Source organism: Streptomyces sp. NPDC059957 (genome assembly GCF_042730015.1).
Taxonomy (GTDB): domain Bacteria; phylum Actinomycetota; class Actinomycetes; order Streptomycetales; family Streptomycetaceae; genus Streptomyces.
In genome coordinates this window covers 33,927-59,911 of sequence record NZ_JBHWMB010000058.1, presented here as the reverse complement: position 1 = coordinate 59,911, position 25,985 = coordinate 33,927, and the positions used below count along the sequence as shown (strand labels likewise).

The window sequence follows — 25,985 nt, the reverse complement described above, 5'->3', positions numbered from 1 at the left end:
CGCGTGGGCTGGGAGAGGGGTATAAGGTCCAGGGTGGCCCCGGCCGCCGAGGCGGGGGAGGGGGCTGCGGCTGCCGCGGAGGTTGCCGGTGCCGAGGCTCCGGCCCGTGGCCGTCGCGCCGGGCGTCCCGCCGTCGCCGTGTTCCAGGCCCCGGTGTTCGCCGAGCCGATGTTCCAGACCCCGGAGACCGCGGCCATGATGGCCGCGGCCGCCGCTGCCGCCGCCCCGGCCGAGGAGGTCGAGGAGGAGGAGCTCGACCTCGTCGACGCCGAGGTCGAGGTCGAGGCCGCCCCCGCCCCGCAGCCGGCCGGCCGTCGCCGCCGCCGTGGCCGCGGAGCCGCCGCCGAGACCGCCGCGCCCGCGGCCCCGGCTCCGGCCGCCGCCGAGCCGTCCGGCCCGGTCACGCTGGCCGACGTAGAGCTGGTCGAGGAAGAGGCCGAGACCGAGGCCTACGAGGACGAGACCGACGAGTCGGGCGACCGCCCGTCGCGCCGTCGCCGCCGCGGTGGCCGTCGCCGTCGCCGCGGTGAGGCCGCCGACCTCGACGAGTCCGCCGAGGAAGAGGCCGAGGCCGAGTCCGCCGAAGAGGCGGAGGAGGAAGACGCCGAGGACGACGAGGAGAACGGGGCCCTCGGCTCCAGCTCCAGCCGCCGCCGCCGGCGCCGCCGCCGTCGCAGCGGTGACGGTGGTACGGACGCCGACGCGGCCGAGGACGACGGTGTGCGCACCGTCGTCAAGGTCCGCGAGCCGCGCCCGGCGCGCGAGCGCGCGGAGTCCCTCGCCGGCTCCACCTCCTCCGACGAGGTCCAGTCCATCAAGGGCTCGACCCGCCTGGAGGCCAAGAAGCAGCGTCGCCGCGAGGGCCGCGAGCAGGGCCGCCGCCGCGTCCCGATCATCACGGAGGCCGAGTTCCTGGCCCGCCGCGAGGCCGTCGAGCGCGTCATGGTCGTCCGCCAGTCCGGCGAGCGCACCCAGATCGGCGTCCTCGAGGACAACGTGCTCGTCGAGCACTACGTCAACAAGGAAGAAGCCACCTCGTACGTCGGCAACGTCTACCTGGGCAAGGTCCAGAACGTGCTGCCGTCCATGGAGGCCGCCTTCATCGACATCGGCAAGGGCCGCAACGCCGTCCTGTACGCCGGTGAGGTCAACTTCGAGGCGCTCGGCATGGCCAACGGCCCGCGCCGCATCGAGGCCGCCCTCAAGTCCGGCCAGTCGGTCCTGGTGCAGGTCACCAAGGACCCGATCGGCCACAAGGGCGCCCGCCTGACCAGCCAGGTCTCGCTGCCCGGCCGCTACCTGGTCTACGTGCCCGAGGGCTCGATGACCGGCATCAGCCGCAAGCTGCCCGACACCGAGCGCGCGCGCCTGAAGACCATCCTCAAGAAGATCGTCCCCGAGGACGCGGGCGTCATCGTGCGCACCGCCGCCGAGGGTGCGAGCGAGGACGAGCTGCGCCGCGACGTCGAGCGCCTGCAGGCCCAGTGGGAGGACATCCAGAAGAAGTCGAAGCAGATCTCGACCTCTTCGCCGAGCCTCCTGTACGGCGAGCCGGACATGACCGTCCGCGTCGTGCGCGACATCTTCAACGAGGACTTCACCAAGGTCATCGTCAGCGGTGACAGCGCCTGGGAGACCATCCACGGCTACGTGAACCACGTGGCCCCGGACCTGGCCGACCGGCTGAAGCGCTGGACCTCCGAGGTGGACGTCTTCGCGACGTACCGGATCGACGAGCAGCTCGCCAAGGCGCTCGACCGCAAGGTGTGGCTGCCCTCGGGCGGTTCGCTCGTGATCGACAAGACCGAAGCGATGATCGTCATCGACGTCAACACCGGCAAGTTCACCGGTCAGGGCGGCAACCTCGAAGAGACCGTCACCAGGAACAACCTGGAGGCGGCCGAGGAGATCGTGCGCCAGCTGCGGCTGCGCGACCTCGGCGGCATCGTGGTCATCGACTTCATCGACATGGTCCTGGAGTCCAACCGCGACCTGGTCCTGCGGCGCATGCTGGAGTGCCTGGGCCGTGACCGCACCAAGCACCAGGTCGCCGAGGTGACCTCGCTGGGTCTGGTCCAGATGACCCGCAAGCGGGTGGGCCAGGGTCTGCTGGAGTCCTTCTCCGAGACCTGCGTCCACTGCAACGGCCGCGGCGTCATCGTGCACATGGAGACCCCGACCGTGGTCGGCGGCGGTGGCAACGGCAAGCGCTCCAAGCGCCGCGGTGGCCAGGCCGGACACGAGCACGACCACGAGATCGAGGCCGTGGACACCGCCGAGGGCGATGACTACGAGATCGAGACCGAGGCGGAGCTCGCCGCCGAGGTCGCCGCTCCCGTGGCGCTGCCCGAGCCCTCCTTCGTCGCCGACGAGGAGCTCTACAGCAGCCCGGCCGAGGCCGAGGCCGCTGCCGGAGGGGTGAGCGGGCGCCGCAACCGCCGCCGTGCCACCCGCAAGGCGACCGCTCCGGCGGGCGCCCCGCGCGGTGCGGCCGCCCAGGCCCCGGCCCCGGTGGCCGAGCCTGAGCCGGTGGTCGAGGTCGTCGAGGTCATCGAGCCCGAGGTCGTCGTCGAGGTCGCCGAGACCGTCGAGGCCGTCGTCGCGGAGCCGGTCGTGGAGGAAGCCCCCAAGGGCCGCACCCGCCGCCGTGCCACCCGTAAGGCGACCGCTCCGGCGGGCGCCCCGGCCGAGGCCGTCCAGGCCCCGGAGCCGGTCGTCGAGGCCCCCGTGGCCGAGCCGGAGCCGGAGCCCGAGGTCGTGGTCGAGGCCGCGCCGGTCGTCGTCGAGACCCCGGCAGAGCCCGCCGAGGCCGCGCCGGCCCGTCCGCGTCGCCGTGCCACCCGTAAGGCCACCGCTCCGGCCGGTTCCCCGGCGGGCGCGGAGGCGGCCGTACTGGTCGTCGAGACGCCGGCCGAGACCCCGGCCGAGGTCGTCGTCGAGGAGGCCGCCCCGGCGGCTCCCGCCAAGAAGGCGGTCCGCAAGACGGCCGCCAAGAAGGCGACCACGACCGCGGCGAAGAAGGCCCCGGCCAAGAAGGCGGCGGCCGTGAAGAAGACCGCCGCCAAGAAGACGGCGACCACCAAGACGGCCGCCGCGAAGAAGACGGTCACGAAGCGGGCGACGAAGAAGACCGCGGCGGCCGAGCAGCAGACGCTGCCCTCCGTTTCGGCTCCGACCGAAGCCTGATCCGCGGATCCCGCTCCACCCGGCCCCGCCCGGCACCGCATTCGGTGCCGGGCGGGGCCTTTTCCGCAGGACGTACGCACGCCCACGGCGGCTCGCGCCGCCACATGGGCGCTGCGCGTCCCCGGAACGCAACGGGGCGGGCGCCGGGCCACGGCGGGACGACGTACCCGCACATGGCCCGCGGGCGGCCTCCAAGGGGTCACCGACCAGGCGTGCGCCGTGCGGTCGGCCCCGGCGCAGAGCCCGCGGGCGGCGCCGCGCGAAGGCGTTCCGGCCCTGCGGGGCCCCGCTCCGGACCCCGGTTTGACCCCTCCGACCGGGCCCCGTAACCTAGGTCGCTGGCGTGTCTATGCGCACGCCAATCCACTGAGCACCTCACCTCCCGTACCGCCGCCTCGCGGCTGGGACGGGGGAGGCCGGCCTGCGGTTGACGCGGGGTCGGCTGGCTTCAGGGGTTCCCGAACTCGAGTGAGAGAGAGATCCGCGTGTACGCCATCGTGCGCAGCGGTGGTCGCCAGCACAAGGTTGCTGTCGGCGACATCGTTGAAGTTGACAAGATTCCCACTGCCAAGGTTGGCGACACGGTCGAGCTCTCGACCCTGCTCGTTGTCGACGGCGAAGCCGTGACCAGCGACCCGTGGGTCCTGGCCGGCATCAAGGTCCAGGCCGAGATCGTGGACCACCACAAGGGTGCCAAGATCGACATCCTTCGGTACAAGAACAAGACCGGCTACCGCCGTCGCCAGGGTCACCGCCAGCAGTACACGGCGATCAAGGTCACCGGTATCCCCGCGGCTGCGAAGTAAGAGGGACTGAGACATGGCACACAAGAAGGGCGCATCGTCCACCCGGAACGGGCGCGATTCCAACGCTCAGCGGCTCGGCGTGAAGCGCTTCGGCGGTCAGGTCGTTTCCGCTGGTGAGATCCTCGTCCGCCAGCGCGGCACCCACTTCCACCCGGGTTCGGGTGTCGGTCGTGGTGGCGACGACACGCTGTTCGCGCTGCAGGCCGGTTCGGTCGAGTTCGGCACGCACCGTGGCCGCAAGGTCGTCAACATCGTTCCGGCCGCCTGATTCAGCTCCTGCTGATCTGAAGCGTTCGTAACACCCCGAGGGCGGATCTCAACTCTTCCCGGCGCCAGCCGGGAAGAGAGGTCCGCCCTCGGCGCGTTGTCACATAGACACGTTTAATGGGTAGCAAGGCCTACCCCCCGGGCTTTCCGGGATATTCCCGCTGTATCTGGAGGAACAACCATGACCACCTTCGTGGACCGCGTCGAGCTGCACGTCGCCGCGGGTAACGGGGGCCACGGCTGCGCCTCCGTTCACCGGGAGAAGTTCAAGCCGCTCGGCGGCCCCGATGGCGGCAACGGCGGCCGTGGCGGCGACGTCATCCTGGTGGTGGAGCAGTCGATCACCACCCTGCTCGAGTACCACCACAGCCCCCACCGCAAGGCCACCAACGGCCAGCCCGGTGCGGGCGACAACCGCTCCGGCAAGGACGGCCAGGACATCATCCTGCCCGTGCCGGACGGCACCGTCGTCCTCGACAAGGAGGGCAATGTCCTCGCCGACCTCGTCGGCCAGGGCACCACCTACGTGGCCGCCGAGGGCGGCCGCGGCGGCCTCGGCAACGCGGCGCTCTCCTCCGCCCGCCGCAAGGCGCCCGGCTTCGCGCTCCTCGGCGTACCCGGCACCGGCGGCGACGTCATCCTGGAGCTCAAGACCGTCGCCGACGTGGCGCTGGTCGGCTTCCCGAGCGCCGGCAAGTCCTCGCTGATCTCGGTGCTCTCCGCGGCCAAGCCGAAGATCGCCGACTACCCCTTCACCACCCTCGTCCCGAACCTGGGCGTCGTCACCGCCGGCTCGACGGTCTACACGATCGCCGACGTCCCGGGCCTCATCCCGGGCGCCAGCCAGGGCAAGGGCCTCGGCCTGGAGTTCCTGCGCCACGTCGAGCGCTGCTCGATCCTCGTGCACGTCCTGGACACCGCCACCCTGGAGTCCGACCGCGACCCGCTCGCCGACCTCGACGCCATCGAGGAGGAGCTGAAGCTCTACGGCGGCGGCCTGGAGAACCGCCCGCGCCTCGTCGTCCTCAACAAGGTCGACATCCCGGACGGCAAGGACCTCGCCGACATCGTCCGCCCGGACCTGGAGGCCCGCGGCTACAAGGTCTTCGAGGTCTCCGCGGTCGACCGTACGGGCCTGAAGGAGCTGTCCTACTTCCTCGCCGAGGTCATCGCGAAGTTCCGCGCCCGCAAGCCGAAGGAGGAGGCGACCCGCATCGTCATCCGCCCGAAGGCCGTGGACGACTCGGGCTTCACCATCACCTACGACGAGGCCGAGGACGTGTACCGCGTGCGCGGCGAGAAGCCGGAGCGCTGGGTCCGCCAGACCGACTTCAACATCGACGAGGCCGTCGGCTACCTCGCCGACCGGCTCAACCGCCTCGGTGTCGAGACGGCGCTGCGCAAGGCCGGTGCCAAGGCCGGTGACGGCGTCGCCATCGGTTCCGACGAGAACGCGGTCGTGTTCGACTGGGAGCCGACCATGATGGCCGGCGCCGAGATGCTGGGCCGCCGCGGTGAGGACCACCGGCTGGAGGCGCCGCGTCCGGCGACCACGCGCCGCAAGGAGAAGGAAGCCGAGCGGGATTCCGCCCAGAAGGAGTACGACGAGTTCCGTCCCTTCTGACGGATGCCGTAGCCAGCGGCGGCGGCCGGTCTCCGGCCGTCGTCACAGGCGTGTCACAGGATTCCGTTTATCCCCCGTTCGGGTGGCCCGTCTTAAGGTCACGTTTACTCGGGTGGCCTAGGATCCACGGGTGACGAGCACCCATACCCCCACAGTTGCCGTCGTCGTGATCGCGTACAACCATGTCGCGCTCGTCGGTCAGGCCGTCTCCTCGGCTCTCGCCCAGGGCCCGGTGGTCGCCGAGGTCATCGCGGTCAACGATGCGTCCAGCGACGGCACCGCCCAGGTGCTGGACGAGCTGGCGGCCCGCCACCCCCGCGTGAAGGTCGTGCACCGCACGGAGAACAGCGGGGGCTGCGGCACCCCCCGCAACGACGGGATCGCGGCCGCGACCGCCCCGTACGTCATGTTCCTGGACAGCGACGACGTCCTGCCCGCCGGGGCGATCGACGCCCTGGTGCGCGCGGCCGGGGAGCACCGGTCGCCGGTCACGGTCGGCTCCTGCGTCCGCCGTGAACTGCCCGAGAGCCGCGACGTGCCCTGGGTGCCCGGTCTGTACACGCCGGGCGAGGTCATCGACCGCGTGGAGGACCGCACGGAGCTGGTCCGCGACACCCTCTGCGTCAACAAGCTGTACGAGCGGGCCTTCCTGGACGCGCACGGGATCCGCTTCCCGGACGGCCGGTTCATCTACGAGGACTTCGTGTTCACCGCCCGCGTGCTGGCGGCCCGCCCCCGCATCGCGGTGATCGGCGACCTCGTCTACGTGTGGCACGTGCGCCGCAACGCCGCCCAGGTGTCCATCTCCCTGGACCGCAAGGACGTCGGCAACTGGAGCGCGCGCGTGGAGGCCCACCGCGTGGCCTCCCGGCTGATGACCGCCTCCTCGCCCGAGCTGGGCCGGGCCTGCCAGGTCAAGTTCCTGGAGTACGACCTGCGCATGTACCTGCGCGAGCTCGGCCGGGACCCCGGCTACCAGGCCGCGTGGTGGACGCTGACCCGCGATTACGTCGCCGGGTTCTCCGCCGCCGACATCGAGGCCGCCGGGGCGCACGCCCGCTGGATCGTCCGGGTGCTGCTCGCCACCGAGGCGCCGCCCGCCCCCGCCGATCTGCTGCGGCTGACCCGCTTCGCCGCCGACCCGCCCCGCCTGCTGCCCCCGTACGCGACCGGCCCCACCGGAGCGCCGGTCTGGAGCGACACGCTGCCGGTGGAGCTGGACGGGCTGGACAAGCTGGAGACGGCCGCACTGCCCATCACCGTCGACGCCGAACCGAACGGCTGCGCGGGGCTCCGGATCCGGGTGCACGACCTGTACGGGCGCCTCGCCGCGGCCGGCCCGCGCACCGTCCAGTTGAGCTTCCAGCCCCGGGGCGACCTGGGCGAGCCGCTGGTCGCCGAACCGGTGGAGCTCACCCCCGCCGGTGACGGAGACCGGTGGACCGCGGAGCTGCCCTTCCGGCTCACCACCCTGGCGAGCCGCGGGCGGGGCGAAGGCCGGCGGGGCCTGCAGGCGTGGGACGTGAAGCTGAGGGTGGAGTGCGCCGACGGGAGCTCCGTACTCACCTCCCCGCGCCCCCTGAGCCGTCTGCTTCACCGGCGCGTGCTGCCCAGCAGCCGCTACGGTGTTCTGTTGGCGCAGCCCTACCGCACGACCGGTGGATCGCTCGCGCTGAGGCTCGCGCCCGGCGCCGCGGGCGTCATGAGCCTGGCCCGCCACCGGTTCAACCGGGCCCGCATAGTCCGCGGCTAGAGAGGGACCCGGCAGCCGGGACAGGGAGCCGGGAACAAAGCCAGGGCGGGAAGCCGGACGAGAGAGCCGGACGAGAAGCACGAAACCCAACCGAGGAGACACGCATGACGTTTCTGATCACTGGTGGTGCCGGTTACATCGGGGCGCACGTCGTCCGCGCGATGCTGCTCGCGGGTGAGGAGGTCGTCGTTCTGGACGACCTCTCCACCGGCAACGCCGACCGCGTCCCGAAGGGCGTCCCGCTGGTGGTCGGTTCCGTGCTCGACCGGCAGGTCCTGGACGAGACCTTCGCCCGGCACCAGATCACCGGCGTGGTCCACCTGGCGGGCAAGAAGCAGGTCGGCGAGTCCGTCGAGAAGCCGCTGCACTACTACGAGGAGAACGTGGGCGGCCTCACCGTCCTGCTCCAGGCCGTGGCCGCCGCGGGCGTGCGCAACTTCCTCTTCTCCTCCTCCGCCTCCGTGTACGGGATGCCGGACGTGGACCTCGTCACCGAGGACACCCCGTGCCTGCCGCTGAGCCCGTACGGCGAGACGAAGCTGGCGGGCGAATGGCTGGTCCGCGGTGCGGGCAGGGCCCACGGCATCTCCACGGCGTGCCTGCGCTACTTCAACGTGGCGGGCGCCGCCACCCCCGAGCTCGCCGACACCGGGGTCTTCAACCTGGTCCCGATGATCTTCGAGCGGTTCGACAAGGGCGAGGGCGCCCGGATCTTCGGCGACGACTACGCGACCCCGGACGGCACCTGCATCCGCGACTACATCCACGTCGCCGACCTCGCCGAGGCCCACGTGGTGGCCGCCCGCAAGCTCGTCGAGTGGGGCGCGCAGGGCGAGTACAAGGACCTCACCGTCAACATCGGCCGCGGCGAGGGCGTCTCCGTCCGCGAGATGGTCGAGCTCGTGAACGAGGCCACCGGGCACACCGATGCCGCCTACGCGCCCGCGGTCTCCCCGCGCCGCCCCGGTGACCCGGCGAAGGTCGTCGCCTCCGCCGACCGGATCTCGGCGGAGCTCGGCTGGAAGGCCCGCCACGACGTGCGCGAGATGATCACCTCGGCCTGGGAGGGCTGGGAGGCCCACCGCAAGGCCTGACGGGAGAACGTACGAAGCCGCCCGCCCCGGTCGATTCCGGGGCGGGCGGCTTCGTCGTACCGACTGCGTCGTGTCAGCGCTCCAGGAAGGAGAACAGCTCCTCCCACCGGTCGGTGATCTCGACGCTGGAGAACCGCTGCACAGTGTGGAAGGCGGCGTCGCCGAGCCGGTCGCGCAGCTCGCGGTCGGCCATCAGCCGGTCCAGCTGGCCGGCCAGCTCCATCGTGTTGCCGAGCCGGGCCAGCAGCCCGTCCTCGCCGTGCGTCACGATCTCCCGGACACCCGGCGCGCAGTCGAAGGCGGCCACCGGCACGCCCGCGGCCATCGCCTCCAGCAGCGTGATCGGGAACCCCTCGGCGCGCGAGGCCTGGGCGAAGACGGAGGCTCCGGTCAGCGCGCCCAGCACATCGCTGGTGCTGCCCATCCACTCCACGGAGTCCTGAAGGCCGAGCCCGGCGGCGTGCGCCCGCAGGGTCGCCTCCTCCACGCCGGCCCCGTAGATCCGCAGGACCCAGTCGGGGTGGAGCGGGGACGCCTCCGACCAGGCGTCGAGCAGCAGGTCCACGCCCTTCTCGAAGGCGAGGCGGCCGACGCTCGCCACGACCTTCGCGGTGCGCGGGGCAGGGGAGGCGGGCATGAACGGCAGCGGGTTCGGCATGCTGGAGACGTTCTCCATGCCCGAGCGGATCCAGAGGTCCGCGTCCTCGGGGGTCAGCACGAGCATCCGGTCGACCTCCCGGTAGAACCGGCGGACCCGCTGGCCCCGGGAGGACTTGGTGCTGGCCTCGAAGGACTCGTGGCTCATGCCGATGACCGTGCACCCCTTGGTGTCGGCGAGGGCCACCCACTCCATCGCCCAGACCTGCGTGACGATCACCACGGCTCCGGGGCGGGCCGCGCGCAGCAGCTCGCCCAGCCGGTCCGCCTTGGCCCGCATCGTCGCCCGGCGGGCCGCCTGCCGGCGCCGTTCGGGGGCGTTGAGCCGGCCCTTGATGCCGTGCAGGGCACGGGCCGCCGCCGGGTGGGTCTCGTACAGCGTGGTCACCGCGTAGGGGAGGTCCGCCGGGAACCGCTGGCGGAGCTCCTCGGCGACGGGGGTGATGCCGATGACGTGGACCCGGTGTCCCCGGTCGCTGAACAGCCTGGCCATCTGGTGCGACCAGGTGGTCACGCCGCCGAGCTCGTCCACGCTGTTGGAGACGAGGAAGATGTCCCGCTGGCTCACTTGCCGCTCCTGGTGAAGAACTTCTCGACGATCCGGCGGGCCGCGTCCCCGCGGTCGTACTCGCCGAACTCGGCGAGGAAGCGCCGGCGTGCCTCGGCGTACTTGGCGTCCGCCTCGTCGAAGGCGGCGAGGGCCTGGAGCAGTTCGTCCGCGGTGGCGACCACCGGGCCCGGGGCCTTCTCCTTGAGGTCGAAGTACGTGCCGCGGATGTCGTTCGCGTACTTCTCGTAGTCGTACGCGAAGAACAGCATCGGCCGGTCCAGGACCGCGTAGTCGAACATCACGGACGAGTAGTCGGTGATCAGTCCGTCGGCGAGCGCCAGCAGCGGCGTGATGTCGTGGTGCCGGGACACGTCGACGACCCGGCCCGCGACCGACGGGGGCAGCGTGACGCTGTTGAGGTAGTGGGTGCGCACCAGCAGCGTGAAGCGGTCGCCGAGCCGGTCGGCGAACTCCTCCACGTCGAAGGGGAACGTGAAGCCCTCCACCGTGCCGTCGGCCCTCGCCCGGAAGGTCGGCGCGTACAGCAGCACCTTCTTCTCCGGGTCGATCCCGAACTCGCCCGCCAGGGGACCGCGGACCCGCTCGCCGCTGTCCGCCTCGGAGCGGTGGGCCGCGACCAGGGCGTCGTTGCGCGGGTAGCCGGTGCGCAGCAGCACCTCGTCACGCAGCCGGAAGCCCTTGGCGAGGGTGCGGGCGTCGTGCTCGGAGCGGAGCAGGAAGTGGTCGAAGCGGTCGACGGCCGCCTGGAAGCGGTCCTGGCCGGCCCGGTCCTGCGCCTTGGTGCGGGGCTCGTGGAAGCCCATCCGCTTGAGCGCCGAGCCGTGCCAGGTCTGGATGTACGTGGTCGCCGGGCGCTTGGTCAGCGCCAGCGGGAAGCCCTGGTTGTCGATCCAGTACTCGGCCTGCGCCAGCGCCCGCAGGTAGGCCCAGCTCCAGCGCCGCACCAGGGTGGCCTCCGGGGGGAAGCCGGTGGGCTTGGCGCCCGCGTACGACCAGATCGCCTCGAACCGTGCGCCGGAGCGCACCAGCTCCTCGTAGATCGCCTTCGGGCTGTCGCTGTACTGCTTGCCCATGTGGCTCTCGAAGACGACCGTGCCCTTCTTGACGGGCAGCTTCGAGAAGACCTCGTGGTAGACCTTCACCTTCTGCTCGCCCGAGCCGAGGTTGCGCCGGGCCCGCAGGGCCTTGCGCAGGCTCCGCTTGACCACGCCGGCGGCCCTGCCCTGCATCGCGCCGTCGATCAGCGCCTGGGTGCGCACGGCGGCGGCGCCCTCGGCGGTCAGGACGTAGGAGAGGTTGCCCTTCTTGGTCATCTCCGGCTCGAAGCGGTCGGAGACCAGCCGGGTCAGCCTCGGGCGCACGCGCAGCCGGGCCGCCTTGTCCAGGTCGACCCCGCCGACGGAGACGCGGGTGGTGAGCCGGTCGCCGCCGGCCGTCAACTTCAGGCGTACGTCCCAGACGGCGTCGATGATGCCGAGCGGGCGGACGGTGCTGCCGATGTCGGCGGTGGTATTCCACTCGATCGTGTCGCCGGCGTGGCGCACGGTCGTCACCGGGAAGCTGAAGGAGCGGACGCCGATCTGCCGGCGGGCCCGGAACTCCAGCGAGGCCTTCAGCTCCACGTCGGGGCGGATCCGGCCCAGCGGGTTCACCACGGCACCCGAAAGGGTGACGGTGCCACGGCCGTCGTCCTCGTACGAAGTGAGGCGGTTGCCCAGCGTGAGGGAGGCGAGCGGTGCGCCGGCGTAGGGCTGGTTGGTGACGTCCAGTATCCGGCGGGCCGTGTCCGCGTCGGGTCCGTCGATGTGCCGGTCGCACCAGTAGACGCGGCCGTCGCGCTCGGCGAGCGGGGAGGTGAGCCGGCCCTGGTTGGTCATGGCGTCGGCGGCGGGAAGGAGGTTGTCCCAGTCCTCCTTGCCGAGCAGGTAGGCGCAGATGACGTGCAGGTTGCTGACGCTGTCGTACGCGGCCGGGTCGATGCCGGCCAGGTAGCCGTTGGCGAGCCGGGCGAATTCCTGGCGGTAGGTGTCACCGAGGAGGGGCAGGTCCCGCAGGTGGAGCACCAGGTCGTGCTTGAGGAACTTGATGTCCTTCGCGGACTTGATCTCCGTGTGGCCCTTGGCCGCCAGCAGTTCGTCGACGCGGCGGTGGATCTCCATCCGGTGGACGAAGTTCTCGATCTCGTGGCGCCGGTTGCTGATCGACTTCGCCGAGGCCTTCTCGATCACGTTCCAGTAGTAGACGTGGTTCGGGACGAGCGTGATGCGGCGGGCGGCGATGTAGGCCTGCGCGGAGAAGAGGAGGTCCTCGTAGTGGATGCCCACCGGGAACTCCAGGCCCTGCTCCAGCAGGAACGCGCGCCGGTAGCACTTGTTCGTGGAGAGGGTGTCGAAGACCAGCAGGTCCGGGTACTCGGTGATCGACTCCAGGGTGCGGGTGCGCGCGTAGATCCACGGGTACCACTCGGTGGTCTTGCCCGAACGGCTGTCGAGGTGGACCCGGACGCACATGCCCGAGACCAGGTCGGATCCGGTCCGCTCGGCGGCGTCCAGCATGTTGCGGCAGGCGTTGCGTTCCAGCACGTCATCGCTGTCCAGGAACATGACGTAGGTGCCGGTGGCCTGCTGGATGCCGTGGTTGCGCGGGGCGCCGCAGCCCCCGCTGTTCTCCGCCAACCGGAAGGCGCGTACTCTCCCCGGATGCGCGGTCTCGAGCTGCTGGGCGACCGCGTAGGACCCGTCCTTGCTGCAGTCGTCGACGATCACGACTTCGACCCCGTGCAGGGTCTGGTCCAAGACCGACTGGACGGCTGCGGGCAGACGCTCTGCGTCGTTGTAGACGATGACGACCACGGAGACGTCAGGCACGTGCACCTCGATCCCTCTGTTGCCTTGTGCTCATTCCGTTCAAGCTACCGCTTGCCACACACCCCCCCGCCGGCGTTCCCAGCGGCGTGCATACTTCTATAAGAGGTGAGTGGCAGGTCCGGTCGCCGTAATCCACCCGTTCGGACCGCAGGAAGTGTTCATGAAGCTGTCGGTAGTAGTCCCTTGCTACAACGAGGAAGCTGTCATCGACAGCTTCGACACGGAGATCCGCAAGGTTCTCGATGCCCTGCCCGTCGAGTACGAGGTCTGCTACGTCGACGACGGCAGCCGTGACGGAACCCTCGAGAAGCTGCGCAAGATCGCGGCGCAGCACACGGACCGGACCCGCTACGTCTCCTTCAGCCGGAACTTCGGCAAGGAGGCCGGCATGCTCGCGGGCCTGCGCGAGGCGACCGGCGACGCCGTGGTCATCATGGACGCGGACCTCCAGCACCCGCCGGAGCTCATCGCCACCATGCTCGACTACTACCGGCAGGGCCACGACCAGATCATCGCCCGCCGCACCCGCGAAGGCGACAAGAAGCTCCGCTCGGCGCTCAGCCGCCTCTACTACCGGGGCGTCAACCGCTGGGTCGACGTGGAGCTCACCGACGGCGTCGGCGACTTCCGGCTGCTGTCCCGCCCGGCCGTGGACGCGCTGCTGTCGCTGCCCGAGTACAACCGCTTCTCCAAGGGCCTGTTCTCCTGGATCGGCTTCGACACGGTCCACTTCGACTACCGCAACGCGCAGCGCGAGGCCGGCGAGACGAAGTGGAAGTTCGGCGCCCTGCTGAACTACGGCATGGACGGGCTCATCTCGTTCAACAACCGGCCGCTGCGCATCGGCATCTGGGTGGGCGCGTCGCTGGTGGGCCTCACGGGTCTGTACGCCCTGTGGATCACCATCATGGCGATGACCCACGGGGTGGAATCCCCGGGATACGTCACCACCGTCGGGCTGATCGCGGGCCTGGGCGGCATTCAGATGATCATGCTGGGTCTGATCGGCGAGTACATCGGCCGCATCTACTACGAGACCAAGCGCCGGCCGCACTTCCTGGTGAAGGAGTCGCACGGCACCGACCGGACGGGCGCCCCCACGGACATCCGGGACGAGCAGCGGCCGCAGGCCCAGGCCGTGATCGCCGAGCGAAGCAACTGATGTCACGCACGACGGACGGGAAGCCGGCGAACGACCGGAAGACCCAGCTCGGCCAGATCGTCCGCTTCGGTCTGGTCGGCGGGGTCAACACCGGAACCTTCTACGTCCTGTACCTGCTCCTGCACCCGTGGATGCCGTACTTCGCCGCCTACTCCCTCGCCTTCGTGCTGGCGATGGTCGGCTCGTTCTTCATGAACACCTACTTCACCTACCGGACCCGGCCGACCTGGAAGAAGTTCCTGCTCTTCCCGCTGACCAACGTCACGAACTTCGTGGTCCAGTCCGCGGGCCTGTACGCCCTGGTGAGCTGGGCCGGCATGAACACCAAGATCGCGCCGCTGGTCGCGGCCGTCGTGGCGATCCCCTTCACCTTCGTCATCTCCCGCAAGATCCTCATTCCGGGGACGGCCGCTGCGGCCGGGGAACCGGAGCAGACCCGCAGCGCGTCCACGGTCTGAAACCGCAGGGCGGCGCCGCCCGGGCACCCCGTAGATTGGGCGGGCAGGGTCAGTTTTCCGGTGAGGGGCAAGGGGACAGAAGTGTCAGCGGCTAGGCAGGGTGTGCTCGACGCGCGCAGGATCGTGGTCAAGGTCGGCTCCTCCTCCCTGACCACCGCGGCCGGCGGACTCGACGCCGACCGGGTGGACGCGCTGGTCGACGTACTGGCCAAGGCGCGCAGCGGCGGCGAGAAGGAGATCGTCCTGGTCTCCAGCGGAGCCATCGCCGCCGGACTCTCCCCGCTCGGCCTGCGCCGCCGCCCCACCGACCTGGCCCGCCAGCAGGCCGCCGCGAGCGTCGGCCAGGGCCTGCTCGTCGCCCGTTACACGGCCTCCTTCGCCCGGTACGGCGTACGCGTCGGCCAGGTGCTCCTGACCACCGACGACACGAGCCGGCGCGCGCACTACCGCAACGCCTACCGGACCCTGGACCAGCTCCTGGCCATGGGGGCGCTGCCCGTCGTCAACGAGAACGACACCGTCGCCACCGACGAGATCCGCTTCGGCGACAACGACCGCCTCGCCGCACTCGTGGCCCACCTGGTCCGCGCCGACCTCCTCGTCCTGCTCTCGGACGTGGACGGCCTCTACGACGGGGACCCGTCCCAGTCCGGCACCAGCCGCATCGACGAGGTGCGCGGCCCCGAGGACATCGCCCACGTCACCATCGGCAGCGTCGGCAAGGCGGGCGTCGGCACCGGCGGCATGGCCACCAAGGTCGAGGCGGCGCGCATCGCCGCGGCGGCCGGCATCCCCGTCGTCCTGACCTCGGCCAGCCAGGCCGCGGACGCCCTGGCCGGACGGGCGACCGGCACCCTCTTCCACTCCACCGGACGCCGCTCGACGGACCGGCTGCTCTGGCTCCAGCACGCTTCGACCCCGCAGGGACACCTCGTCCTGGACGACGGAGCCGTCCGCGCGGTGACCGAGCGCGGCAGCTCGCTGCTGCCCGCCGGCATCGCCTCGATCGAGGGCGACTTCGTCGCCGGGGACCCCGTGGAGCTGCGCTCGGCCGACGGCCGGGCGGTGGCGCGCGGCCTCGTCAACTTCGACGCGAAGGAGCTCCCGCAGCTCCTCGGCCGCTCCACTCGCGAGCTCGCGCGGGAACTCGGACCCGAGTACGAGCGGGAGGTCGTCCACCGCGACGATCTGGTCCTGCTGCAGGGCTGAGGTTCGGTAAAACCGCCGCGCGGTGAGCCGAGGACTGGTCAACTGTGAGGGGCGGACACGCGTAGCGCAGACAAGGAGGCGGCTGGTGAGACGAGCGCTGACCAGCGTCGGCACCGGGGACGGTGACGTCGGTGGGACCGGGGAGGACCGGGACGCCTCCCGTCTCTGGCACATCACCCTCAGCGTCTCCGGGAAGCCCGCGCCGCTGTCCGACGTACGCCGTGGGCTGGAGCAGCTCGCCCATGACCACCCCTTCCTGCTGACCAGCCGCTACGCCGATGACCACGCGGAAATCCGGTACTGGGAGGAAGCCCGCGACCTCCACGACGCGGCCGCCGTCGCGCTGCGGCTCTGGGGGGAACACCGGTCCTCGGCGAAGCTCCCGCGCTGGGAGATCGTCGGGCTCGAAGTCATCGACCGCGCCACCTACCACCAGCGCGTGGCCGAAGGCTACGGCCCACCCCCGGCCCACCCCATGGGCGTGCACCCCTACTAGACGCGCGCCTCGCGCGGTGCGGCCCTGGCGGGCCCTACCGGCTTCGCCCCGCTGCGCCGGACTCCGTCCGGCGGTGCCGGGGCGGGGTGCTTGCCACTGCCGTCCCGGCGTGGGGCCGGTGGGCGGGTGCGGGTGGGTTGGCCCTGCGGGGCTGGGTCTCCTACCCGCCCTTCGCCCGTTCCCCGGGCTGCGCCCGGACCCGTTGCCGGGTGCGGCGCCGTTGCCGGGGGCCAGCCCCCGGAGCCCCCGCTCCTCCAGTCCAGCCTCGCCGGCGTTTGAGGCGCGGGGTCCGGGGCGGAGCCCCAGGGGGTCCGGGCGGAGCCCGGGGAACGGCGGAGGGCGGGTAGGGGACATGCCCCGCAGGGCAGACCACCCGCACCCGCCCACCGGCCCTGGCAACAGGCGGCTGTGGCAAGCACCCCGCCCGGCCATACCGCCGGACGGAGTCCGGCGCAGCGGCGCGAAGCCGGTAAGGCCCGCCAGGGCCGCACCGCGCGAGCGGCGCGTCAAAAAGCGGTGCGTCTCGCGGGGTGGAACCCCATCGGCCCAGGGGTGGGCGGGGATTACCCTGGCGACATGACCTCGCTCGATGCCACGACCTCGCCCGTGATCGCCACCGCGCAAGCCGCCCGGACCGCCGCCGCGGCCATCGCCCCACTCCCGCGGTCCGCCAAGGACAAGGCCCTGCTGGCCATCGCGGACGCGCTGGAGGCCCGTACGGCCGAGATCGTGGAGGCCAACGCCGTCGACACCGCGAAGGCGGCCGCCGCCGGGACCAGCGAGACCGTCATCGACCGTCTCACCCTCACCCCCGACCGCATCGCGGCCATCGCCTCCGACGTCCGTGACGTCGCGGCCCTGCCCGACCCCGTCGGAGAGGTCGTCCGCGGCTCCACCCTCCCCAACGGGATCGACCTCCGCCAGATCCGCGTCCCGCTCGGCGTCGTCGGCATCATCTACGAGGCCCGCCCCAACGTCACCGTCGACGCCGCCGCCCTCTGCCTGAAGTCCGGCAACGCGGTCCTCCTGCGCGGCTCCTCCTCGGCCTACGCCTCCAACACGGCCCTCGTCGCCATCCTGCGCGACGCCGTCGTATCGGCGGGCCTGCCCGCCGACGCCATCCAGCTCGTACCGGGGGAGTCCCGCGACTCCGTCCGCGAGCTGATGCGCGCCCGTGGCCTCGTCGACGTCCTCATCCCGCGCGGCGGTGCCTCGCTCATCAAGACCGTCGTCGAGGAATCCATCGTCCCGGTCATCGAGACCGGTACCGGCAACTGCCACGTCTACGTGGACGCCCAGGCCGACCTGGCCATGGCCGTGGACATCCTCGTCAACTCCAAGGCCCAGCGCCCCTCCGTCTGCAACTCCGCGGAGACCCTGCTGGTCCACCGGGACATCGCCGACGCCTTCCTGCCGCTCGCCCTGGACGCCCTCGCCGACGCCGGCGTGACCGTGCACGGCGACGAGCGGGTGCTCGGGTACGCGCAGGACTCCAAGGTCACCGCCCTCCCCGCCACCGACGAGGACTGGGCCGCCGAGTACCTCTCGTACGACATCGCCGCCGGTGTCGTGGACTCCCTCGACGAGGCCGTCGCCCACATCCGCCGCTGGACCTCCGGCCACACCGAGGCGATCGTCACCACCTCGCAGGCCGCCGCGCGCCTCTTCACCCAGCTGGTCGACTCGACCACGGTCGCCGTGAACGCCTCCACCCGGTTCACGGACGGTGGTCAGTTCGGCTTCGGCGCGGAGATCGGCATCTCCACGCAGAAGCTGCACGCCCGGGGCCCGATGGGGCTTCCCGAGCTCACCTCGACCAAGTACATCGTCACCGGCGACGGTCACGTACGGTAGGCGCCCCCTGAACACGGTGTGGCCGGATTTCGGCCTTCACCCTGCCCAAAGGTGTCCCTCAGGTCTACGCTGGTCTCGTGCCGGACGACGTGGGGGGCAAACCGTTCCCGGACGACGGGGAGCCCGACGACGACCGCGGAGGCGCGGACAAGGACTTCGCCTCCGTGGTGTTCGACGAGGACTTCGTCCGGAACGCCGAGATCCGTGAACCGAGCGCCGCAGAGCGCCAGCGGGCCGGCGACCGGGCGCGCGCCGAGGCGGCCGAGGCCGCCCGCGCCGCCTTCGCAGGCGGCTGGACGGGCGACGAGGACTACGACGCGTACGCCTACGGCGGCGCCGACGGCCACCACTCCGACGACTCCGGCTGGGACCACAGCCACGGAGCCGCTTCCGCGGAGGGCCCGTACGGCGCCTACGGCGGCAGCCTGCGCCCCTACCGCGGCCGCTCGCCGTGGCTGCGACCGGTCGCCTGGGTGCTCGCCTTCGTGATGGGCCTCGGCATGATCGCGCTCGCCTTCAGTGCCGTGTACCGCAGCGCGGCGAGCGACGCGGAACAGGTTCCGGCCCCCGCCAGCACCCCGATGGGCGAAGTCACCGGTGCCGGAGCGTTTATGGACCGCGTCAGCCGCCAACCCTGAAGGTACGACCCCGCTCCCCATCGCCGGAGCCGGGGGCTTCTCTGGAGCGGGACAGCGGGGAGAAGCGATGGCCATGCCAGGAGATCCGCCGAACGGCACCCCCGAGGGTGCCGGCGGGGCCGACGACGAGTTCCGGGCCGACGAGTACCGGTCGGTGGTGTTCGACGAGGACTTCGTCCGGGCTGCCCGGCTGCAGGAGTTCTCGGCGCAGGAGCGCATGGGCGAGCACGCCCGCGCCGTACGGAGCCGGTCGATCTGGTCGAGCGGCGGAAGCCATCCGGGCCCCCGGAGCGGCGGCGGCGCGGCCCGGCAGGGCCGGATCATCGTGCTGTGCATCGCCCTGGCGCTCGCGGGCGCCGTCTACATGGGGCTGCGCAACCCCTACGTGCCGCCCGCCGGGGCCCCGGCCGAGGCGATGACCAGCACGGTCGTCCCGCTCGCGCCCTCCGAGGCCGTGCCGGGCGGCCGGCCCGCGGACCTGTACGAGAAGAGCCCGGCGGCCCAGTACCGCGTCGGGGCGGCCGGGATCACCTTTCCCGGCGTGCGCCGTACCCGCCACTTCAGCGACGAGCAGGTCCAAACCGCGCTGACCATCGCCAAGGACTACCTGGTGCAGTCCTCGCTGGACCCCGACGTCCTGTCCGGCGAGGCCTCCCGGCCGGTGCGCGTGCTGCTCGACCCCGACCAGCTGACGCAGTTCGACCAGAGCATGCTCGCGCCGGCCGGCAACGGGCGGCATGCCATCACCGGCTGGCTCGTCCGCTTCGACCCGGCGACCGCCGTGGTGGCCGACACCCGGGTCCGGGTCAGCGGGGTCCTCGCCTTCGCGGAGACCGCCCCGAACGCTCTGGAGGTGACCTCCGACCACACCTTCGTCTACGCCGTGCGCCCGGCCACGGGCCGGCCGGCCGCGGCGGACGGCGCCTCGCTCTTCACCGTCCGCCGGGAGCTGCGGCTGCGCTTCGACCGCGACGACCTCACGGCCCGGCGGGCGGAGCTCGTCTCGGCCTACGTGATGGCCGGCCCGCAGGCCTGCTCCGCCGACCCGGCCGCAGGCTTCCGCCCGATGCCGGCCGGCGCCGGGCCGACCACCACCGGCCCGGCGGCGACCGACCCGTACGCCAGCGGCAGTCCGCGCCGCACGGCCGGGCTGTGCGGGATGCTCGCGCCGATGGCCACGCCGGAGCCGCCGGAGCCGCCGGGGACGCCGGAGACCCCGGCGTCCACGGCCGCCCCGGGGCGGGCCGTCAGCCCTGCTCCGTAGCCCCGCCCTTGCCGGTGTCCTTGTTCTCGGCGGTCCCGCCGGCGCTGCTGCTGCCGCCGGTGGCCGAACCCGTGAACTTGTCCCGCAGCTTGCCGCCCAGGTCCGCCGTACCGCCGGCGATGTCGCCGACGAGCTTCATCAGCGGGTCCTTGCTGGTGCGCACCGTGTCGGCGTAGTGCGCGGCCGACTGCCGGAAGGAGTCGGTCACCGAGGTGTCCTTGTCGTCCTCGCGGCGCGGGTAGTGGCCGTCCATGATCCGCTGGTGGTCCCGGTTCTGCGACCACTTCTTCAGCTCGGACGCCCGCACCGTGGTGAAGGGGTGGGTCCGGGGCAGCACGTTGAGGATCTTCAGGACGGAGTCGCGCAGATCGCCGCTCTTCTCGTACTCCTCGGCCTGGGCGAGGAACGCGTCGACATTCATCTCGTGGAGGTGGTTGCCGCCCGCGAGCTTCATCAGCCCGCGCATCGAGGCGTGCACGTCCTGCCCCACCAGCAGGCCCGCCCGGTCCGCGGACAGCTCCGACTTGCGGAACCACTCGCGCAGCGCCGTCACGAGCCCCATGATCGCCACGTTGCCCAGCGGGATCCACGCGATCTTGAGGGCCAGGGTCGTCAGGAACAGCAGGATCGTGCGGTACACGGCGTGCCCCGACAGTGCGTGGCCCACCTCGTGGCCCACCACCGCCCGCATCTCCTCCTCGTCGAGGAGCTCGACGAGGCCCGTGGTGACCACGATGATCGGCTCGTCCAGCCCGATGCACATGGCATTGGGCTTCGGATCCTGCTGGACGTACATCTGCGGGACCTTCTCCAGGTCCAGGATGTAACAGGCGTCCAGGAGCATCGCGTGCAGGTGCGGGAACTGCGTCTCGCCCACCCGGACGGAGTCCGACAGGAAGAGCAGTCTCAGACTGCGCTCGGGCAGCAGCCCGCTCAGCGTTTTGAAGACCGTGTCGAAGCCGGTCAGTTTGCGCAGGGCCACGAGCGCGGACCGGTCCGCCGGATGCTCGTACGCCCGTGAGGAAATACCGGGGAACCTCTTGCGGTCCCGCGCCGGTGCCTTCTCGAATCCCGTCCCTGTCATAGCGCCCTCCCCGTTGATGTGTGCGGCTGGCCGCCCGTCTATCCTCTCCAACGCCTGAGTCGGCGTGAGCGTGCCCCAGGCCCCCGCATACGATGTGAGCGAAATCTCCGCCCGCTCCCCGACCCGATAGGTACCTGCCTGATGAGCCTCGCCTCCACCGCCCACAACCTGGTCGTCCTCGCCTCCGAGGGAGCCGAGAAGCACGGCGGCAACCACGACAGCCTGAACCCGTACCTGACCGGTGGCGCCGCCTTCTTCATCCTCATGCTGATGCTGTGGGTCACCACGCGCCTGAACCGGGACCGCTGAACCCCCGAAGGCCCGGTCCGACGAGTACGCGCCCGTAGGCGGGTCCCTGCCGCGCCACCGGGACAGTAGGCTCTGCGCTCATGGGAGAGCAGGAAATGCCTACCGGCCCGGTGAAGCGCAGGCTCGGGGTGATGGGCGGGACATTCGATCCGATCCACCACGGACACCTGGTGGCCGCCAGTGAGGTGGCCGCGCTGTTCCACCTCGACGAGGTGATGTTCGTACCGACCGGCGAGCCGTGGCAGAAGTCGCAGCGGGCCGTGTCGTCCGCCGAGGACCGGTATCTGATGACGGTCATCGCGACCGCCTCGAACCCGCAGTTCTCGGTGAGCCGCATCGACATCGACCGTGGCGGCCCGACGTACACGATCGACACCCTGAGGGACCTGAGCGCCCTCAACGACGACGCCGACCTCTTCTTCATCACCGGCGCCGACGCCCTTGCACAGATCCTGACCTGGCGGAACGCCGAGGAGCTCTTCGCCCTCGCGCACTTCATCGGCGTCACCCGGCCGGGCCACGTGCTCACCGACGACGGCCTGCCCGAGGGCGGCGTCTCCCTCGTCGAGGTTCCGGCGCTGGCCATTTCGTCCACGGACTGCCGTGCCCGCGTGGCCAAGGGGGATCCTGTCTGGTACCTCGTGCCCGACGGCGTGGTCCGCTACATCGACAAGCGTGAGCTGTACCGGGGAGCCTGAGCTTCCGGAGAGAGGGGCCCCGCGGTGAACGATCGACACGAGCCGTACGACCCGTATGCCGGCCAGGAGCAGCAGCTCGTCGGCTACGACGCGTACGGGCGGCCGGTGTACGGCCAGGTGCCCGCGCAGCCCGCCCCCGAGCCCGCGCCCCCCTACGAGCAGCAGCAGTACGAGCAGGGCTACGGCTACGACTACCAGGGGTACGGCCGGCAGCAGCCCCAACAGCAGCAGCCGCAGCAGCCCCCGCAGTACTACCCGCAGCAGCCCCAGCAGCAGTACCCGCAGGCCCCGCAGTACGGGTACGACACCCAGTCCCAGCCGCAGTACGACACCCAGGCCACCCAGCAGTGGATCCCGCAGCAGGCCGCTCCCGAGGCCCCGGCGCAGGCGCCCCTGCGGGCCCCCGGGCCCGAGCCGGAGTACCGTCCCGCCGCGCAGGTCCCGGAGCCCCGCCGGGCCGACGACGGGCAGGGTGCACAGGGACGGGGTGCACAGGACCAGGGGCCCTCGTACCAGACCGAGCAGTTCGCCTTCATCGACCAGCCGGACGAGGACTCCGAGGACGTCATCGACTGGCTCGCCTTCACCGAGAGCCGGACCGAGCGCCGCGAGGAGGCCCGCCGGCGGGGCCGCAACCGGGTGGTGGCGCTGATCGTCGTCCTGGCGCTCTTCGTCGTCGCGGGCCTCGGCTACCTCTGGTACGCGGGCAAGCTGCCGTTCCTGGAGGGCCCCGGCAAGGCGTCGAACGGCGCTTCCGCCACGGGCCCGCAGAAGCGCGACATGATCGTCGTGCACGTGCACAACACCAGGAAGGGCGGCACCTCCACGGCGCTGCTCGTCGACAACGTGACCACCAAGAAGGGCGCCACCGTCCTGGTGCCGAACACGCTGAACGTCTCCAAGGACGACGGCACCACGGCCCAGCTGGGCAAGGCCGTGGAGGACGGGGGCTTGGGCGTACGGGAATCCCTCGACTCGGTCTTCGGCACCCGCATCGGCGGCACCTGGCGGCTGGACACCCCCTTCCTGGAAAACTTCGTGGAGCTGGTCGGCGGCATCGAGGTCGACACCGATGTGGCCGTCCCGGCGGACGACGCGGCGAAGGTGCCCGCCGTCGGCAAGGGCCCGAAGCAGAGCCTCAGCGGTGCGATGGCCGTCGCCTACGCCACGTACCGGGCGCAGGGCGAGCCGGAGGCCAAGCAGCTCGACCGGCTCGGCAAGGTCCTGCTGGGCCTGCTGCGCAAGGTGCCCGGCGACCCGAAGTCCGCGGCGATGACCGTGGAGACCACCGGGCAGATCCTGGACCCGGCGCTGAACGCGCAGACGCTCGGAGCGCTGCTGGCCAAGCTCGGCGAGCACGCCAAGGTGGGCGCGTACCGCACCGACGTGCTCGGGGTGAAGCCGGACGGCGGCCTGACGGACGAGGCCAACAAGAAGGTCGTCAAGGAGGTCCTCGGCGGCTCCGTCACGGAGGCCCAGCCCGGGGCCCTGCCGCGGGTCGGCCTGAAGGACGCCACTGGCGACGACAAGACGAACACGGCGGCGAAGGCGGCCCTGCTCAACGGCGGCTACACCCTGGTGGACGGCGGCAAGGCCGACAGGACGGCGCCCGCGTCGCAGATCACGTACCAGGACGACGCTCAGCGGGACAAGGCGATCGAGGTCGCCAAGACGCTGGGACTGCCCGAGACGGCCGTGAAGAAGGCCGAGAACGCGGTGAACGCGGACATCGTGGTGACCCTGGGCAAGGATTACAAACCGTCCTGACCCCTTGCGAGGCCTACTGCGGCCTACTCCGGCGGCGCCCTACGGGTACGGCTCCGCCCGCGCGGCACGCTGCGCGCGGGCGGTGTCGGCGGTACATGAGACCCTTGTAAGGATCTGCCCGCCAACCCGAAAGCATGGCCAGTGACCGCCACGGACCGCTCCATCGAGCTCATCACCGCCGCCGCCCAGGCCGCGGCCGACCGGCTCGCGCACGACATCATCGCGTACGACGTCAGCGACGTGCTGTCGATCACCGACGCCTTCCTGCTCGCTTCGGCTCCCAACGACCGCCAGGTCAAGTCGATCGTCGACGAGATCGAGGAGAAGCTCCTGAAGGAGCTGGGCGCCAAGCCGGTGCGCCGCGAAGGCGACCGCGACGCCCGCTGGATCCTGCTCGACTACATCGACATCGTCGTCCACGTGCAGCACAGCGAGGAGCGCGTCTTCTACGCGCTGGAGCGCCTGTGGAAGGACTGCCCCGAGATCGACCTCCCCGAGGACGCGAAGCTCACCAAGGGCAAGGCCGAGGAGCACGCCGCGCTGCGCGCCGCGCAGGGCGACGACGATCTGGACGGTGATCTGTTCTGAGCGCGACCCACGACGGCACGACCCCTGAGGGTGTGACCCGCGAAGGCACGGCCGGCGACGGTACGACCGGTGGCGGTACGACCAGCGGCAACGGCCGGACCAGCCGCAAGATCGTCTTGTGGCGGCACGGCCAGACCGCGTGGAACCTGGAGCGCCGCTTCCAGGGCTCCACGGACATCGAGCTGACCGAGGCCGGTGTGGCGCAGGCGCGCCGTGCCGCCCGGCTGCTCGCCTCGCTGAAGCCCGACGCCATCGTCGCCTCGGACCTGATGCGCGCCGCCGCCACGGCTGCCGAGCTGGCGGCCGTCACGGGTCTGGCGGTGACGCACGACGAGGCGCTGCGCGAGACGTACGCCGGCGAATGGCAGGGCCTCACGCACGACGAGATCCTGGGCAAGTACGGCGACCAGTACGCGGCGTGGAAGCGCGGCGAGGCGGTCCGCCGCGGTGGCGGCGAGCTGGAGACCGAGGTCGCCGACCGGGCCGCGCCGGTGGTGCTGGAACACGCCGACCGGCTGCCCCCCGGCGGCACGCTCGTGGTGGTCAGCCACGGCGGCACCATCCGTACGACGATCGGCCGCCTGCTGGGCCTGGACTCGTACTACTGGGAGGGCCTGGGCGGGCTCTCCAACTGCTGCTGGTCCGTCCTGGGCGAGGGCGCGAGGGGCTGGCGGCTGATGGAACACAACGCCGGCACGCTGCCCGAACCGGTGCTCGGCGACGACGACTGAGCCCACCTCGGAGCGGCTCCCACCCGGATTTCACTTTCCGGCTGGTCACAGGCTAGAGTTCTTCTTGTTCGCAGCGCAGAACACCGGAAACGGGGGGAGCGTCGCGGAGAGCGGGGCTATAGCTCAGTTGGTAGAGCGCCTGCATGGCATGCAGGAGGTCTGGAGTTCAATTCTCCATAGCTCCACAATCAAGATCCCGTCCCCAACAGGGGGCGGGATCTTTGCTTTTGTCCACAGCTGCCCGAGCGAGCACCGGCATGGCAGAATCGGACGGCCGGAGGGGGACGACGACGGCCCGACGCGGGAGGGAGTCGCTGACGGATGGGTGCACACCGGCGGCGGTGCGACTGGTGCAACAACGGCACGCCGATCGTGCGGGACATGGAGCCGGTCAACCCCGACTACCAGTACTGGTGCGAGGAGTGCGCGCGGGCGCTGATCATAAAAGGCGACCCCATCGAGACGTACCGCGAACTGGAGGGCGAGCCGATCTACGGGCGGCTGCTCGACGAGCACTGCACGCTGAAGCGGTTCTACCAGTTCGCGCGGGCGTGACGCGGGGAAGCGCGGCGGCGTGACGCAGAGGCGCGCAGCGCCGTGGTGCAGAGGCGTGACGCAGAGGCGCACAGCGCCGTGGCGCAGGGAAGCGCAACGAGCCGGGGCATGTGACGGATCGCCATGAAACGGACATGGCCCGGGGTGCGCGGAAACCGATTTTTGGACCAGGGCCATCACCGTGTAATGTTTGGGATGTCGCCAAGGGGGACCGGAAACGGGCCACGAAGCGGCAGGCAAGACAAGGGGCTATAGCTCAGTTGGTAGAGCGCCTGCATGGCATGCAGGAGGTCTGGAGTTCAATTCTCCATAGCTCCACAGTGAAGAAGCGGGGGGAAGGGGAAGGG

22 protein-coding genes and 2 tRNA genes are annotated in these 25,985 nt (G+C 71.2%); 21 read left to right on the top strand and 3 right to left on the bottom strand.

Translation table 11 applies throughout. The features are described from left to right. The 6 genes from ACFWBW_RS30820 to galE form a co-directional block, all read left to right on the top strand. The coding region (locus ACFWBW_RS30820) for a ribonuclease E/G (RefSeq protein WP_385379330.1) at positions 1-3,186 on the top strand (3,186 nt) is incomplete at its 5' end. A gap of 485 nt (positions 3,187-3,671) precedes the next feature. Then, positions 3,672-3,992, top strand: a complete 321-nt coding sequence (gene rplU / locus ACFWBW_RS30815) for a 50S ribosomal protein L21 (protein WP_214950890.1) — start codon at positions 3,672-3,674, stop codon at positions 3,990-3,992. Positions 3,993-4,005: 13 nt separating this feature from the next. Next, positions 4,006-4,260: a 50S ribosomal protein L27 gene (rpmA, locus tag ACFWBW_RS30810; protein WP_030013081.1), complete on the top strand. Its 255-nt coding sequence runs from the start codon at positions 4,006-4,008 to the stop codon at positions 4,258-4,260. A gap of 180 nt (positions 4,261-4,440) precedes the next feature. Then, positions 4,441-5,883, top strand: coding sequence for a GTPase ObgE (obgE, locus tag ACFWBW_RS30805; RefSeq protein WP_385379326.1), 1,443 nt, complete (start codon positions 4,441-4,443; stop codon positions 5,881-5,883). Between the two features lie 130 nt (positions 5,884-6,013). Next, positions 6,014-7,636, top strand: coding sequence for a glycosyltransferase family 2 protein (locus ACFWBW_RS30800; RefSeq protein ID WP_385379323.1), 1,623 nt, complete (start codon positions 6,014-6,016; stop codon positions 7,634-7,636). A 104-nt stretch (positions 7,637-7,740) separates the two neighbouring features. Next, complete coding sequence (gene galE, locus ACFWBW_RS30795) at positions 7,741-8,730, top strand: UDP-glucose 4-epimerase GalE (protein ID WP_385379320.1); 990 nt, start codon at positions 7,741-7,743, stop codon at positions 8,728-8,730. 73 nt (positions 8,731-8,803) lie between these two features. On the opposite strand, the gene ACFWBW_RS30790 is transcribed toward galE, so the two are convergent. Both ACFWBW_RS30790 and ACFWBW_RS30785 read right to left on the bottom strand, forming a co-directional pair. After that, complete coding sequence (locus ACFWBW_RS30790) at positions 8,804-9,955, bottom strand: glycosyltransferase (protein WP_385379317.1); 1,152 nt, start codon at positions 9,953-9,955, stop codon at positions 8,804-8,806. Then, the gene (locus ACFWBW_RS30785; protein ID WP_385379315.1) at positions 9,952-12,831 is read right to left on the bottom strand and encodes a CDP-glycerol glycerophosphotransferase family protein; all 2,880 of its coding nucleotides are present in this window, start codon (positions 12,829-12,831) and stop codon (positions 9,952-9,954) included. Before ACFWBW_RS30785 ends, ACFWBW_RS30790 begins: the two co-directional genes overlap by 4 nt. Positions 12,832-12,985: 154 nt before the next feature. Here ACFWBW_RS30785 and ACFWBW_RS30780 point away from each other — a divergent pair, with 154 nt between their 5' ends. The 7 genes from ACFWBW_RS30780 (at position 12,986) to ACFWBW_RS30750 (ending at position 19,906) form a co-directional block, all read left to right on the top strand. Then, entirely contained in the window at positions 12,986-13,987 is a 1,002-nt protein-coding gene (locus ACFWBW_RS30780; RefSeq protein WP_385379312.1) for a glycosyltransferase family 2 protein, read from the top strand. Then, a complete protein-coding gene (locus ACFWBW_RS30775; protein ID WP_385379309.1) occupies positions 13,987-14,445 on the top strand; it encodes a GtrA family protein in 459 nt (152 codons plus the stop codon). Before ACFWBW_RS30780 ends, ACFWBW_RS30775 begins: the two co-directional genes overlap by 1 nt. Before the next feature lie 81 nt (positions 14,446-14,526). Beyond that, a complete protein-coding gene (proB, locus tag ACFWBW_RS30770) occupies positions 14,527-15,654 on the top strand; it encodes a glutamate 5-kinase (RefSeq protein ID WP_385379306.1) in 1,128 nt (375 codons plus the stop codon). 82 nt (positions 15,655-15,736) lie between these two features. Then, positions 15,737-16,150: a hypothetical protein gene (locus ACFWBW_RS30765; RefSeq protein ID WP_385379333.1), complete on the top strand. Its 414-nt coding sequence runs from the start codon at positions 15,737-15,739 to the stop codon at positions 16,148-16,150. Positions 16,151-16,726: 576 nt separating this feature from the next. Further along, positions 16,727-18,004, top strand: a complete 1,278-nt coding sequence (locus tag ACFWBW_RS30760; RefSeq protein WP_385379303.1) for a glutamate-5-semialdehyde dehydrogenase — start codon at positions 16,727-16,729, stop codon at positions 18,002-18,004. A gap of 77 nt (positions 18,005-18,081) precedes the next feature. Further along, positions 18,082-18,642: a hypothetical protein gene (locus ACFWBW_RS30755; RefSeq protein ID WP_385379301.1), complete on the top strand. Its 561-nt coding sequence runs from the start codon at positions 18,082-18,084 to the stop codon at positions 18,640-18,642. Between the two features lie 67 nt (positions 18,643-18,709). Beyond that, the gene (locus ACFWBW_RS30750) at positions 18,710-19,906 is read left to right on the top strand and encodes a hypothetical protein (protein ID WP_385379298.1); all 1,197 of its coding nucleotides are present in this window, start codon (positions 18,710-18,712) and stop codon (positions 19,904-19,906) included. Here the strand turns inward: ACFWBW_RS30750 and ACFWBW_RS30745 are convergent. Further along, on the bottom strand, positions 19,890-20,990 hold the full coding sequence (locus tag ACFWBW_RS30745) for a M48 family metallopeptidase (RefSeq protein ID WP_385379295.1): 1,101 nt from the start codon (positions 20,988-20,990) through the stop codon (positions 19,890-19,892). The two genes, ACFWBW_RS30750 and ACFWBW_RS30745, sit on opposite strands and share 17 nt — an antisense overlap. A 141-nt stretch (positions 20,991-21,131) precedes the next feature. On the opposite strand from ACFWBW_RS30745, the gene ACFWBW_RS30740 reads away from it, so the two are divergent. The 8 genes from ACFWBW_RS30740 to ACFWBW_RS30705 all read left to right on the top strand — a co-directional run bounded on the left by ACFWBW_RS30740 (position 21,132) and on the right by ACFWBW_RS30705 (position 25,956). Next, a complete protein-coding gene (locus tag ACFWBW_RS30740) occupies positions 21,132-21,299 on the top strand; it encodes a hypothetical protein (RefSeq protein WP_385379292.1) in 168 nt (55 codons plus the stop codon). Positions 21,300-21,379: 80 nt separating this feature from the next. Continuing rightward, a complete protein-coding gene (gene nadD, locus ACFWBW_RS30735) occupies positions 21,380-21,997 on the top strand; it encodes a nicotinate-nucleotide adenylyltransferase (protein ID WP_243334788.1) in 618 nt (205 codons plus the stop codon). A gap of 24 nt (positions 21,998-22,021) precedes the next feature. Next, complete coding sequence (locus ACFWBW_RS30730) at positions 22,022-23,764, top strand: LCP family protein (RefSeq protein ID WP_385379288.1); 1,743 nt, start codon at positions 22,022-22,024, stop codon at positions 23,762-23,764. A gap of 141 nt (positions 23,765-23,905) precedes the next feature. Further along, positions 23,906-24,352 carry a ribosome silencing factor gene (gene rsfS / locus ACFWBW_RS30725; RefSeq protein ID WP_351378558.1) on the top strand — a complete coding sequence of 149 codons (447 nt, stop codon included), beginning with the start codon at positions 23,906-23,908 and terminating at the stop codon, positions 24,350-24,352. 32 nt (positions 24,353-24,384) lie between these two features. Continuing rightward, complete coding sequence (locus tag ACFWBW_RS30720; protein WP_385379285.1) at positions 24,385-25,083, top strand: histidine phosphatase family protein; 699 nt, start codon at positions 24,385-24,387, stop codon at positions 25,081-25,083. 112 nt (positions 25,084-25,195) lie between these two features. Beyond that, positions 25,196-25,268, top strand: a tRNA-Ala gene (locus ACFWBW_RS30715). Positions 25,269-25,404: 136 nt separating this feature from the next. Then, positions 25,405-25,638 carry a hypothetical protein gene (locus tag ACFWBW_RS30710; RefSeq protein ID WP_007264019.1) on the top strand — a complete coding sequence of 78 codons (234 nt, stop codon included), beginning with the start codon at positions 25,405-25,407 and terminating at the stop codon, positions 25,636-25,638. 245 nt (positions 25,639-25,883) lie between these two features. Beyond that, positions 25,884-25,956 (top strand) — tRNA-Ala (locus ACFWBW_RS30705). Positions 25,957-25,985: the final 29 nt, after the last annotated feature.

Excerpts from the sequence above, each read along its gene's own strand:
- rpmA (WP_030013081.1), top strand. The coding sequence starts at position 4,006 with ATGGCACACAAGAAGGGCGCATCGTCCACCCGGAACGGGCGCGATTCC.
- ACFWBW_RS30760 (WP_385379303.1), top strand. The coding sequence starts at position 16,727 with ATGACCTCGCTCGATGCCACGACCTCGCCCGTGATCGCCACCGCGCAA.
- obgE (WP_385379326.1), top strand. The coding sequence starts at position 4,441 with ATGACCACCTTCGTGGACCGCGTCGAGCTGCACGTCGCCGCGGGTAAC.
- ACFWBW_RS30780 (WP_385379312.1), top strand. The coding sequence starts at position 12,986 with ATGAAGCTGTCGGTAGTAGTCCCTTGCTACAACGAGGAAGCTGTCATC.
- ACFWBW_RS30775 (WP_385379309.1), top strand. The coding sequence starts at position 13,987 with ATGTCACGCACGACGGACGGGAAGCCGGCGAACGACCGGAAGACCCAG.
- ACFWBW_RS30750 (WP_385379298.1), top strand. The coding sequence starts at position 18,710 with ATGGCCATGCCAGGAGATCCGCCGAACGGCACCCCCGAGGGTGCCGGC.
- ACFWBW_RS30710 (WP_007264019.1), top strand. The coding sequence starts at position 25,405 with ATGGGTGCACACCGGCGGCGGTGCGACTGGTGCAACAACGGCACGCCG.
- ACFWBW_RS30740 (WP_385379292.1), top strand. The coding sequence starts at position 21,132 with ATGAGCCTCGCCTCCACCGCCCACAACCTGGTCGTCCTCGCCTCCGAG.
- ACFWBW_RS30745 (WP_385379295.1), bottom strand. The coding sequence starts at position 20,990 with ATGACAGGGACGGGATTCGAGAAGGCACCGGCGCGGGACCGCAAGAGG.
- nadD (WP_243334788.1), top strand. The coding sequence starts at position 21,380 with ATGGGAGAGCAGGAAATGCCTACCGGCCCGGTGAAGCGCAGGCTCGGG.
- galE (WP_385379320.1), top strand. The coding sequence starts at position 7,741 with ATGACGTTTCTGATCACTGGTGGTGCCGGTTACATCGGGGCGCACGTC.